Origin of the sequence: Rheinheimera texasensis DSM 17496, assembly GCF_000711985.1 — a bacterium.
Taxonomy (GTDB): domain Bacteria; phylum Pseudomonadota; class Gammaproteobacteria; order Enterobacterales; family Alteromonadaceae; genus Pararheinheimera; species Pararheinheimera texasensis.
Map to the genome: position 1 here is coordinate 542,800 of NZ_JONU01000007.1, position 12,195 is coordinate 554,994.

General features: G+C 51.5%; 11 protein-coding genes. 4 read left to right on the forward strand and 7 right to left on the reverse strand.

Annotated elements, in window-relative coordinates:
* Window positions 1–185 precede the first annotated feature (185 nt).
* Window positions 186–1,502 (forward strand): 30S ribosomal protein S12 methylthiotransferase RimO, encoded by a 1,317-nt coding sequence (rimO, locus tag Q399_RS0102465; protein WP_031565133.1) that lies wholly within the window; start codon window positions 186–188, stop codon window positions 1,500–1,502.
* 95 nt (window positions 1,503–1,597) lie between these two features.
* Here the strand turns inward: rimO and Q399_RS0102470 are convergent, their stop codons facing one another.
* From Q399_RS0102470 to Q399_RS0102490, 5 genes are all read right to left on the reverse strand, one after another.
* Window positions 1,598–1,786, reverse strand: a complete 189-nt coding sequence (locus tag Q399_RS0102470) for a hypothetical protein (protein ID WP_031565135.1) — start codon at window positions 1,784–1,786, stop codon at window positions 1,598–1,600.
* 107 nt (window positions 1,787–1,893) lie between these two features.
* A complete protein-coding gene (locus tag Q399_RS0102475) occupies window positions 1,894–2,658 on the reverse strand; it encodes an NUDIX hydrolase (RefSeq protein WP_031565137.1) in 765 nt (254 codons plus the stop codon).
* A complete protein-coding gene (locus Q399_RS0102480; RefSeq protein WP_031565139.1) occupies window positions 2,655–3,857 on the reverse strand; it encodes an ABC transporter permease in 1,203 nt (400 codons plus the stop codon). The genes Q399_RS0102475 and Q399_RS0102480 overlap by 4 nt, the downstream gene beginning before the upstream one ends.
* Complete coding sequence (locus Q399_RS0102485) at window positions 3,839–4,642, reverse strand: ABC transporter ATP-binding protein (RefSeq protein WP_031565141.1); 804 nt, start codon at window positions 4,640–4,642, stop codon at window positions 3,839–3,841. Before Q399_RS0102485 ends, Q399_RS0102480 begins: the two co-directional genes overlap by 19 nt.
* 29 nt (window positions 4,643–4,671) lie before the next feature.
* Window positions 4,672–5,508 carry a DUF3025 domain-containing protein gene (locus Q399_RS0102490; protein ID WP_031565143.1) on the reverse strand — a complete coding sequence of 279 codons (837 nt, stop codon included), beginning with the start codon at window positions 5,506–5,508 and terminating at the stop codon, window positions 4,672–4,674.
* Window positions 5,509–5,676: 168 nt separating this feature from the next.
* On the opposite strand from Q399_RS0102490, the gene asnB reads away from it, so the two are divergent.
* The 3 genes from asnB (at window position 5,677) to Q399_RS0102505 (ending at window position 9,843) form a co-directional block, all read left to right on the forward strand.
* Window positions 5,677–7,341 (forward strand): asparagine synthase B, encoded by a 1,665-nt coding sequence (asnB, locus tag Q399_RS0102495; RefSeq protein WP_031565147.1) that lies wholly within the window; start codon window positions 5,677–5,679, stop codon window positions 7,339–7,341.
* A 211-nt stretch (window positions 7,342–7,552) separates the two neighbouring features.
* Window positions 7,553–9,607: a hypothetical protein gene (locus tag Q399_RS22220; RefSeq protein ID WP_211253151.1), complete on the forward strand. Its 2,055-nt coding sequence runs from the start codon at window positions 7,553–7,555 to the stop codon at window positions 9,605–9,607.
* Window positions 9,607–9,843 carry a VF530 family DNA-binding protein gene (locus Q399_RS0102505; protein WP_031565151.1) on the forward strand — a complete coding sequence of 79 codons (237 nt, stop codon included), beginning with the start codon at window positions 9,607–9,609 and terminating at the stop codon, window positions 9,841–9,843. The genes Q399_RS22220 and Q399_RS0102505 overlap by 1 nt, the downstream gene beginning before the upstream one ends.
* Here the strand turns inward: Q399_RS0102505 and Q399_RS0102510 are convergent.
* Both Q399_RS0102510 and Q399_RS0102515 read right to left on the reverse strand, forming a co-directional pair.
* A complete protein-coding gene (locus Q399_RS0102510) occupies window positions 9,840–10,199 on the reverse strand; it encodes an MmcQ/YjbR family DNA-binding protein (RefSeq protein WP_245612807.1) in 360 nt (119 codons plus the stop codon). The two genes, Q399_RS0102505 and Q399_RS0102510, sit on opposite strands and share 4 nt — an antisense overlap.
* Entirely contained in the window at window positions 10,196–12,148 is a 1,953-nt protein-coding gene (locus tag Q399_RS0102515; protein WP_031565155.1) for a methyl-accepting chemotaxis protein, read from the reverse strand. Before Q399_RS0102515 ends, Q399_RS0102510 begins: the two co-directional genes overlap by 4 nt.
* Between the last annotated feature and the right edge of the window lie 47 nt (window positions 12,149–12,195).

The window sequence follows — 12,195 nt, forward strand, 5'->3', positions numbered from 1 at the left end:
GACAATAAAGCACATTCAATGCCACAAGTTAACCTTTCATTTGCAACTTGTCGCATTGACTATTTTTTGGTCACACTCTGCGACGTTTTTGCGGCAAAAATCGATTCCGTTTGAAAATGCAGCTGGTGAGCGACGTAGATTCTGGTTTAAAATATGCCCCCATTTTTGCCAAGGTATAAATAAACATGTCGCAACCCAAAGTAGGTTTTGTCAGTCTGGGCTGTCCCAAGAACCTGGTGGATTCTGAGCGCATCCTGACGCAGCTCAAAATCGAAGGCTACAACATAGTCCCGAGCTACGACGACGCCGAACTGGTGATTGTCAATACCTGTGGTTTTATCGACAGTGCCGTGCAGGAATCGCTGGATACTATCGGTGAAGCACTGGCAGAAAATGGCAAAGTCATTGTGACGGGCTGCCTCGGCGCCCGTGAAGATGAAATTCGTGAAGTACACCCAAATGTTCTCGGCATCACTGGCCCGCATGCTTACGAAAACGTGCTTGAGCAAGTGCACCAGTTCGTGCCAAAGCCTAAATACGACCCGTTTTTGCAGCTGGTGCCGGATACCGGCGTCAAGCTGACGCCAAAGCATTACGCTTATTTGAAAATCTCTGAAGGCTGTAACCACCGCTGTACCTTCTGCATCATTCCGTCCATGCGTGGCGATTTGGTCAGTCGTCCAATCGGCGAAGTGCTGGATGAAGCACAGCGTCTGAAAAATGCCGGCGTCAAAGAATTGCTGGTGATTTCGCAGGACACCAGCGCTTATGGCGTCGATGTCAAACATCGCACCGGTTTCTGGAATGGTGCGCCAGTGAAAACTTCGATGCAGTCGCTGTGTGAAGCATTATCCGACATGGGTATTTGGGTTCGTCTGCATTATGTTTACCCTTACCCACATGTCGACGATGTGATCCCACTGATGGCAGCAGGTAAGTTGTTACCTTATCTGGATATTCCATTCCAGCACGCCAGCCCGCGTATTCTGAAGCTGATGAAACGTCCGGGACAGGCCGAGCGTACTTTAGAGCGCATCAAAAAATGGCGCGAGATTTGCCCTGAGCTGACTATCCGCTCCACTTTTATTGTCGGCTTCCCGGGGGAAACTGAAGCAGAATTCCAGGAACTGCTGAACTTCCTCGAAGAAGCACAGCTTGACCGTGTTGGCTGCTTTAAATACAGCCCGGTAGAAGGCGCAAAAGCCAACGAATTGCCAGATCCGGTGCCGGAAGAAGTTAAAGAAGACCGCTACCACCGCTTTATGGCGACCCAGCAAAAGATCAGCGCTGCGCGCTTACAGGCAAAAATTGGCCGCACTATCGACGTATTGATTGACGAGGTCGATGACGAAGGTGCCATCGGCCGCAGTTTTGCTGATGCACCGGAAATTGACGGCGCTGTCTACTTAAATGGTGAAACCAGCTTAAAGCCAGGTGATGTGGTGAAAGCTGTGGTAGAAGAAGCCGACGAATACGACTTGTGGGCCAGCCTCGTGCAGTAGCTCCGGTGTGTATTTTTTAGCACCCAACAAAAAACCGCCGGAAGGCGGTTTTTTTGTGATGCCACGGCGCAGCATCCTAAACAGTGTGAAAGTTTTTAACGACGTGCACGAAATGGTTGCTCAGCCCAGGGCTGTTGTTCTAACGCTTCTAACAATTCATTGATTTCATCGGCGTCCAGTGCCACTTTGCGAAAATGCGAAATTAACGCGTCCCGGTTGTAGCCTTGCGCCTGATAACGTTGCGCAGTTTCCAGATGGATTTTTTTGACGAACTCTGAGGTCATAGGTCCGGCTCCTGTTGGCTGTAGGGATATCAAATCCTGCCTAAGCCTTGTTCATTTTTCAAGCATAAATCTGCAGAAGTTGCTAAGCCGCTGGATCTTAACAGGATCTATTTTTTGCTGGCCTGAAACAGCTCAAAACCCAAAGGCCCCGCCTGATATTCTGGCAATTCTCGTGCTTGCCACAGTGCACCGTTCAAAGCTGCTTGTATCAGCAGTTTGTTATAAGGATGCGCTTTGGGATCCAGTAAAAACTGCTGCGGATCAAACCAGGCTGCTGCGGCGATTTCTGTATAGTCAGGTACGACGTCGGTTTGCTCACTTAAAAGCTTCGCCACTATATACAGATTAGAAGCGCCAAACTGGCCCTGATGATGATGGCGCATCGCGAACCAGCCCTGGAATATTGCAGTCACCCCTGTCTCTTCCAACACTTCCCGTTCCAGCGCTGCGACAAAATGCTCTTTGGTTTCGACCATGCCGCCAGGCAATTTAAAATAACCAGGCTTTTTCCCCGGCAGCGGAATTTCCTGCACCAGTAAAATCTGCCCTAGTGGATTAAACACCGCAGCGCCCACCCCAATGCTATGCGTCGCCGCCAGCGGTAAATAAGCGTCAGCTTGTAACCGTTTCACCAGTGTCAGCGTGCTGTCCTGCACATGGTGATAGTGAAATCCAGCCAACAGCGCCGGGGCGATAAAGGCAGTTTCGTACTCATTTAACGTCAGCCAGCACAACTTAAACTGCTTAAGCGCCGGCAGCTCTGTTTGCAACCAATGGCTGAACAGTTGCACGCTGACGCCGGCCTGATGTAACCGGCCGGCATTTAACACAACGGCACCATAAGGATTTTCTGCCAGCAGCTCGGTTATCACCGGAACAATACCTTCTCGCGCTGGAACCAGTGCACACAAACCGCTATCAGCACACCGGCCAGCACCACAGTAGACGCAATCACCAGACTCAGAATGCCCATATCAATAGTGCCTTTCACCAGCTCTTTAATACAAAGTGAAATATTGGTCATTGGGATCAGCGCGGTTTTCCAGGTCAGCTCCACGCCGGGCAATAGCGCCAGTGCCAGTGGCACAAACACCAGAATACTCATAGGTCCGATATAATTCTGTGCTTCCTTAAAACTGCGGGCGTAAATCGACAGCGACAACAACACGCTGGCGAAAATCATCGTCAGCGGAATCAGCATCGCCAATATCAGCAGTAAATCGGTTAAACCCAACGCAGCCATCGCTTTAGCAATCACATCAACGCCAGCCAAAGACCCTATCAGATAACCCCAGCCGCCAAAACTCAATACGGTAATAAGCGCCGTGGCAAGGCCAGTAGTCAGCACTGTCATAAACTTCCCGAGCACTAAGTTGGTCCGGCTGATCGGACAAATTAACAAGGTCTCTAAAGTGCCACGTTCTTTTTCGCCGGCACCGATATCAATAGCCGGGTAAGAACAGCCCATAAAACAAAGCGGCACCAGCAAATAAGCTATCCAGCCGCCGAGTTTTTCGCCGAGATCCTCGCGATTTTCCGCACTGGAGATTTTGTTGATTTTGACCGGTTCCAGCACAGCATCAACCTGATCACCGGTGATACCCACCGCTTCCAGTCGCGCCAGTTGTAACTGCCGGCTGTAGTCTTTCACCAAATCTTTCAGATAATTGCCCACTAAATCCAGCACTGGCGCAGTGTTGTAAATCACAGTCCACTGGCTTTGTGCCAACGTCGGCGAACTGGCGTCAAAATCAGCCGGGATCACCACTGCAAGGTCAAACTTGCCATCGCGCACGGCCTGGCGCAGCGCTTCAGGCTCGGTCAGCTCAGTGCTCACCTGTTTAAAATTTTTGTGGTAAAACAGTTTTTCGGCAAAGGCCGGCGCACGTTCAGCATGAATAATCACGTAACGATGCTCTTCCGCTTGTTTACTTGCCGTGACATTGGCGGCAACCAGCGCAATCAGACCAAAAATCACCGGAAAAATGAGGATCGGCAACAAAATCACAAACATCAGCGTTTTGCGGTCGCGGCTCAGTTCCAGCAGCTCTTTTATATAGACTTGCCACATGACTTTGCCTCCCCTTTAATCACCGTCATAAATGCTTCGCGTAAGTCGCCATTGCTGCTCAGATTTGAAAAAGCACTCAGGCTGTCATCAAAAGCGCTGATGCCCTGATTGATCACCACCACCCTGTCGCACAGGCTGCTCACTTCATCAAGGTGATGGGTGGAAAAAATCACCGGCGTGCCGGCGGCTTTTAAGCCGCGGATAAAATCCAATACTGTTTGCGTGGTCATAATATCAAGGCCGGTGGTCGGTTCGTCCAGCACCACCAACTCCGGGGAATGCACCACCGCGCGGGCAATGGCAGTTTTTTGTTTCATGCCGGATGACATCAGCTCGGCTCTGCGGCTGGCAAAACTGTGCATATCTAACATAGTAAACAGCTCATCAATACGCTGGCGTAAGGCCAGTTCGCTCATGCCATGTAAACGGGCGAAATATGCAACATTCTCAAAAGCGGTTAAGCGACCATATAAGCCTGTACTGCTGGATAAAAAACCGATTTTGCGCCGGGCCAGCACCGGGTCTTTTAATACGTCTTCATTACCGAGCAAAATCGAGCCAGCATCCGGTTTTAATGCGGTGGATAACATCCGCAGCGTGGTGGTTTTACCGGCCCCGTTAGGGCCCAGCAAACCCAGCACTTCGCCGCGGGCACAGCTGAAGCTGACATCGCGGACTGAACAAAAACTGCGTCCGGTGTAACGGACATCCTGTAATTCGGCTTCGCTGAGCTTTTGGCCTTTTTCCAGCGCAAAAGCTTTCGCCAGTTGGCGGATCTCAATCATCGGTTGAACTTCCTTGAACTTGCATGAAATCAGGGCTGCGTCGTGACTCGTTTTGGCCGGAAATAATTCTGGTCCTGATAAAACTGTTCCGTTTGCGCCTGATGAGACCAGTCGGGAATACCCAACAGAGGTAACGGGCTCATCTGGTTTCGAAATTCAGTTAACGAGAAAACTGCAATTTGTTTACTTAACTCAGTATCAACGAAATCAACTTGTTGATGCAATGGCCAATTTTCAAAAGCAGCCGGCACCGGAATTGGCCAGAGCTTGCCGGTAAGGCCAATAAAAGGCCGCGTCAGCATTTCAAAATTGGCATGGCCAAATACCCAGGGCCAGACCCCCAGCCCCCAATGCAATCGTTGATTCAGAAAGACTTCCGTCCACTGATGCTGGCGCAGCAGAGCCGGAACCTGTTCCAATTCAGCGCGATGTAATAGCAGCAGACCGCATTCATCGAACAAAGTCAGCTGATGGCGCAGCGCCGATCTATTTTTACTGCCGTGTTGCCGAATTTCTTCCAGATGGCGGCGATTGAGCGCCGTTTTACTTTGTGGAAACAACATCCAAACCAGTGCGCCAAACAAGTCATGCCAATTCTGACTGCGCGTCGGCACCGCCGACGTTTCGGCGATAAAAACCTCGTAATAACGCGGGTCGCTCTCCAGCACCGCCGCATCAACAAACCTGACCGCATGGGCCGGCCGCAGGTGACGACTCCAGGCCGTCAAAGTGTCCACCGAAGGGAAATCGCTTTGCTGAGCTAAAGGCAACAAAGTGGAAATCAAGCGATAGGCCGGATGATTGCACAGAATTTGCGCATCCCAGTGCGCTGGTGGCACAAAACGTTGATTTTTAGCAGTTATCATCGGTTTGACCGCACTATTGAAAGGCTCCAGGCCCGGTTACTTTGCAAAAACCGGCAAAAAGCGCTTGCAATTTCCGCCCAGAGTGGCACAGTCAAACAGGTACGTCTAAACGTACATACTGCCAAATGAAATGATTTTTTTCGGATTAACCAATACGGAGTTTTTACCATGTGTTCGATATTTGGGGTGCTTGACATCAAGACTGATGTTAAAGCGTTGCGTCAGCAGGCGCTACAGTTATCTAAGTTATTACGCCACCGCGGTCCTGACTGGTCTGGGGTATGGAATGATAATAATGCCATCCTCGTCCATGAACGTCTGGCGATTGTAGATACTGAAAACGGTGCGCAGCCGCTGATTAACCCGAATCGAAATCACATTCTGGCAGTGAATGGTGAGATTTATAATCACAAGAATTTAGAGAAGAATTTAACGGTCGACTATCAGTTCCAGACCAAATCAGACTGTGAAGTCATTCTGCCGTTGTACCTTGAACACGGCGCCGAATTTGTTGACCAGCTGCAAGGCATGTTTGCGTTTATTCTGTATGACGCTGAGCAACAACGTTACCTGATTGCGCGCGATCATATCGGTATCATTCCGCTGTATTACGGCTATGACGAACACGGTCAGCTCTATGTGGCGTCTGAGTTAAAAGCGCTGGTGCCGGTTTGTAAACAAATGCAGGAATTCCCGCCAGGACATTATTTCGACTCTAAAGTCGGCAAACTGATGAAATATTATCAGCGCAGCTGGATGAGTTATGACGCGGTCAAAGACAATCCAGCCGATTTAGGTGAATTAAAAGCTGCGCTGGAACAGTCTGTAAAAAGCCACCTGATGTCGGACGTACCTTATGGCGTGTTGTTGTCCGGTGGCCTGGATTCGAGTCTGATTTCGGCCATTACCCAGCAATTTGCCCGCAACCGGGTAGAAGATGACGGCGCATCAGAAGCCTGGTGGCCGCGGTTGCACTCCTTTGCTGTGGGTTTACAGGGTTCGCCGGATTTAAAAGCCGCCCGCACTGTGGCGGATGCCATTGGCACTGTGCACCACGAAGTGCATTTTACCGTGCAGGAAGGTATCGATGCGCTGCGTGATGTGGTGTATTTCCTCGAGACCTATGATGTCACCACCATCCGTGCTTCGACCCCGATGTATTTAATGGCGCGTAAGATCAAAGCTATGGGCATCAAGATGGTACTGTCCGGCGAAGGTTCGGATGAAATCTTCGGCGGTTACCTGTATTTCCACAAAGCGCCAAACGCTCAGGAGTTCCACGAGGAAACGTTGCGGAAACTGGACCGGTTACACATGTTTGACTGTAACCGCGCCAATAAAGCGATGTCGGCCTGGGGGATTGAAGCGCGCGTGCCATTCCTCGACAAACATTTCATGGACGTGGCAATGCGCTTAAACCCACAAGCCAAGATGTGCGGTGGCGGCAAAATGGAAAAACACATTTTGCGTGAAGCCTTTGATGGTCTGTTGCCAAAAGAAATTCTGTGGCGGCAAAAAGAGCAGTTCTCTGATGGTGTGGGCTACAGCTGGATTGACAGCTTAAAAGCCTTCGCTGAGAAGGAAGTGTCTGATCAGCAGATGGCGACCGCCAGCTTCCGCTTCCCGGTCAATACACCTGACACTAAAGAAGGTTATTTGTACCGGACTATCTTTGAAGAGCACTTCCCGCACCCGGCAGCTATTGCCTGCGTGCCAGGTGGTAAATCTGTCGCCTGCTCCACGCCGGAAGCGCTGGCCTGGGATGCAAAAATGGCCCAGCTGACCGACCCGTCTGGTCGTGCAGTCAGAGACGTGCACGAACAAGGTTATTGATAACGCTCTGCATTGAAGCTTCGTTTACAGGACCCCGGCCCCGTGCCGGGGTTTGTTTTTTCAGCTGATGGGCTATTTCCTGCAACTTTCGTCGCAGCCATCAGGATCTTCAGCCTCTGCAGTATGCCGTCCGCCGAATTTCTGCTAGATTAGCGACTTTGTTGTCAGAACCGTCTGCGGTATTTCACTCCGTCGCACTGTTGAGAGCACCATGAATTTGTTACTTAAATCCCTCAGTTGTATTGGGTTCATTCTCATTGCCAGTACCCCGGTGCTTGCCAGCCAGGCCTTAACAGGCCAGTGGCTGACCGATTTGCAGGGCGAAACCCTGACAGATCCACAAACATCCGGTCTTACCTGGCGTCATGATGAGCTGCTGAGCCTCGGCGACCAAAGCGCTGCACCTGAGCTTCGGATGAAAATTTTTCGCATCAATCCAGCCACAGGCCGCTTTGTCACAGCGCCTATCCCTATTACCTTGTCGGACGACGTCCGTAACAGCTGCTTTGGCGACTATCTGGCCAACTCACCGGATTTAGAAGCTTTGACCTGGGATCGGCTAGACGCGCAAACCTTGATCACAGTGACCGAAGACGCCAGCCGGGCGCAACTAAGCCCGGTCTGTGCCCGTAAATTCGCTCAAACCAATTCGACCTCCTACCCAACCTTATTGCTAAAGATCAGCACTGATGCAGCGCTGACCCGCGCAGAAATAACTGCGGTGCGCCCGGTGCAGTTCCCGGCAGAAGCCAATGTCGGCAACTTACCCAATGATGGTATAGAAGGCCTCGCGATTGACGATCACCAGAATCTGTATCTGGGGCTTGAAAAGAATATGGCCGGCCTGCCAGCCATCTTTAAGACCAGGCTAACCGCCGATTTCTGGACCCGCGATAACTTTGTCAAAGTGATAGATGCCAATCTGACGTTGCCTGAGCTGGACGACCGCGGCCATCCGATTAACGACCTCGATTTTATGCCAAGCCCGGTACCGGGCCATCCGGGCTATCTGATCGCCGCCGCCCGAAATGATGATGAACTTTGGGTATTTGATTTAACTAACCGCGTGAAGCCTTTTGTGCAGCCGCTGCAATTTTATGTCGGCACTGACAACTCCGGCTTATGCCCGGTGTATGAACGTGTGGTGCAAACTGCACTCGAAGGCGTAGCAGTGCATGGTCAAACGCTTTATCTGGTCAACGACCCATGGAAGCAACATTATCCGGATAATGTGCAATGTGAAGTAAATGCCCGGCATTTTCTGAAGATGGCACCGCTGTTGTTTCAGCAAGCGCTGGATCCACGCTGGTTTACCTTAAGCCGGGCACAGCCTCAACCAGCCCTGCCCGGCATCAGCGGCATGGCGCAAATGGATAATGACCGTTACCTGACAGTGCAGGATAAAAAGATTGCCAATCCGGGCGAACGCTTAGGTGTTTTACAAATCTATGCCGACAAAGCGCCCCGCTTCCAGCCGCTGACGGTCAGCAACTGGCCTGAGGCGCAAATGTCGAATGATTTAGAAAGTGTCTGTGCGCTGCCTGGCCGGCCCAATGAATTTTTAATTGCCGAATCAGGCAGCTGGCAAGGTGAGTTCGGCCGCTTGTTTCATATTCAGCTGCTACAAACCAGCTATGCCCGGGTCTTAGCCAGCTATCCGTTGCCGGTGACGGCCGATAATAGTCCGCAACAAGCCGGCGACCAGTTTGAAGGCCTCGCCTGCGCCCAAAAAGCCGTAAACCGCTATCTGCTGGTGCTTGGGGAACGCGGAGGCGAACAGAAACGCGGTAGTCTGGTACACGGCGATTTTGATATCGCCGCGGGGCAAATTCAATGGGCGGCCAGCCGTTTACCAGTCCTGGCACCACAACCCGACCATGCTGATCCCTATCAACGCGATATCGCAGAGCTCTATCTCGAATCCAATGTGTTGTGGGCCAGCGCAGTACGTGAAGCAGGATCGGCAGGTCCGTTCAGTTCGTTTATCTATCAGGTTGCCTTAGTCGACCCGCAGGCCACCGAACCGCTGCAACTCATCAGAGAAAGCCGGATTTACTGGCAAATTGACGGTCTAAAAGTAGAGGGTTTGGCAGCGCCAAGCCCGCTACTACCGGGCTCCAGCCTGGCGATTGGCAGTGAAGATGAAAAGCTGGGTGGTGTCTGGCGCTCGTTGTTTGCCCCAGTCGGACAACGTCCACAGATCCCGGTTCAGCTGCCAACACAAAACCCGCAATCCGAAGCCACAGCGCCGGCAAAAGGACAATAATGCAACCTGCACAACCGAAAAACCCGCTGCACGGCTTTACACTGCAACAAATTCTCGAACTGTTACTGGCTCACAACGGCGGTTTTAGTGGTCTGGCAAAACTGGTGAAGTTAAATTGCTTCAGTAAAGACCCCAGCGTCAGTTCCAGCCTGAAATTTTTACGCAAAACGCCATGGGCCCGCACTGAGATTGAACAGCTGTTTATCCGCCAGCAGCTTTACCTGAAAAAAGACTAAGCCGGCTGTTCGACGCGCGCCCGCCGTTGTTTTGGCTGCACCAGCTGCCAGGACTGATCAATCTGGCGCTGCACTTCAGCATCCGGCACCGAACCATCCAGCAACAATGTATTCCAGTGTTTTTTGTTCATGTGATAGCCGGGCGTCACGGCTCTGAACAGTTGGCGTAACATCAGCGCTTCGGTTGGGTCTGCTTTGAGATTGACCCGCGCGACGCCGTCTTTCTCCATTAAAATGGCAAAAACTTTGCCATGCGTTTTGTAGACGTAAATGTCTGGCCCAAAGGGGAAGTCTTCGCAACTGACCGCTTGTGCCAGACAATGCTGCCTTACCGCAGCAAAGCTGTTCATCTTCATACTTTAAACCGACCCACCGTCGTCCCTAACTCGTTGGCAAGCCCCAACAGACTTTGGGTATTATGCGCCACTTCGCTAATGGCGGTGCTGTTCTCTTCCGCCGCGGCGCTTAGACTCGATACGCTACGGGCTAAAGTCGCACTGACGCTGGTCTGTTCTTCCGCAGCAGTGGCGGTTTGCGCCATCAGGCCTTTTAGCGCAGTAAGCCGCTGATTAATTTGACTGACCTGCCCTAACATTTGCTCCGCTTCGGTCTTGGCCGAATCGGCAATTTGCGCACAATCGTCACTGCTACCGGATAAACTGGCCGAGATGTGTAAAATCCCCTGGATCACCTGAGCGATATCGCGGGTTGCCAGCTGTACTTTACCGGCAAGTTGACGTACTTCATCGGCAACCACAGCAAAACCGCGACCTTGTTCACCGGCCCGGGCCGCTTCGATCGCAGCATTTAACGCCAGTAAATTGGTTTGATCCGCTATTGCTGTGATCACCGCAACTACTGACGCGATTTTCTGGCTGTCCTGATCAAGCTGACCAACCTGACCACGCATCTGGCTGAATGCAGTGAGTGTCTGCTCTAGGCTTTGACTGACATGTAAAATTGTTTCATTAAGCTCAGTCGCACTGTGCTGACAGCCGTTCACTTCATCGGCAGCTTTCACTGTGTTATTGCCAATCTCTGCCGCCGCGTAACTCATTTCCTCCACCGCAGTCGCCAGCATCTCGGTTTCACGCGCCTGTAGTTGCAGACTGCCATCTGCCTGCGTAATAGCAGCAGAGTTTTGTGCCGCCGCCATTTCCAGTGCCTGACCGACGCCGACCAGCTGGCTGACAATTTGTCGCAATTGCTGTTGCATCCGGCCAAGCCAGCCCATCAGACTGGACGCGGTTTTCGCTTGCAACGCCATGGTTAAATCCCCTTTGGCGATCACGCTGGTCAAATGCACCATTTCGGCAGGTTCACCGCCTAATGGGTTCAGCACAAAACCGGTGACCAGACGCGCCACTAACACCGCCGCAGCAATAGCAACGGCAATGACCGCAAGACCAATCCACAACATACGCTGCGCCGGTGCGGCAATCTCAGCTACATCCACCTCCGCCAGTAAAGCCCACTGCAAACCCAGCGCATCAACAGGCGCAAAGGCGGACACCACCGGATTACCGTTATAATCGTCGATATAATGCAGGCCGGATTGGCCTTGCAGCGCCGCTTTACTGGTTTCAGTGTCCACGCCATGGCTATCAACTGCACCGGCAAATGAAGCGCGTACTGTTCGATTTTTCGGGTCCAGATATGAATCTGAGCGCATACGGAAGTCCGGGCCAACCAGATAACTCTCCCCTGTCTGCCCCATGCCTTCACGCACCTGCATGACGGCGTTGATTTTATCGATTGAAAGCTGCACGGCCACTACATACTGCTGGTTATTCAACTCCAGACTTTTCGCCATAAAGGCTGCCGGCTCACCATTTGACGGAGCATAAGGCTGAAAATCTTCTAGCATCACTTGCTCAGAATTCCCACGAGCGCGCTGAAATACTTTGGCAAGGTTTGAACTGGCATAAGGCCCATGGATCAGATTGGTCTGGAAATCTGCTTCGCGCGCAACGCTGTAAACCACTAAGCCATCAGGATTTATGACAAATACATCATAAAAACCCAGTTCTTTGCCAATAGCCTGTATTGATTCATGCAAAGCCAATGGTTGATTTGGATTGAGGTCCGCCTTGACCACCGCGCTGATGGTCTGCAAGCCGGCGGCAAAATCAGCAAACATCGCTTCAATCTGGCGTTGTTTGATTTCGCGTACTGCGGTGAGCTTGGCTTCAGCCTGGCTGAACAATTCGGCCCGGGCCAATAAAGTAACGATGAGGGTGGCAACGATCAATGGTAATAACGCAGTGACAAGGCTAATCAGCCTGATTTTCGTGGTGAAACGCATATCCACATATCCTTATGTCAGGGCTTGTTTCGAGACGTGAAACATAT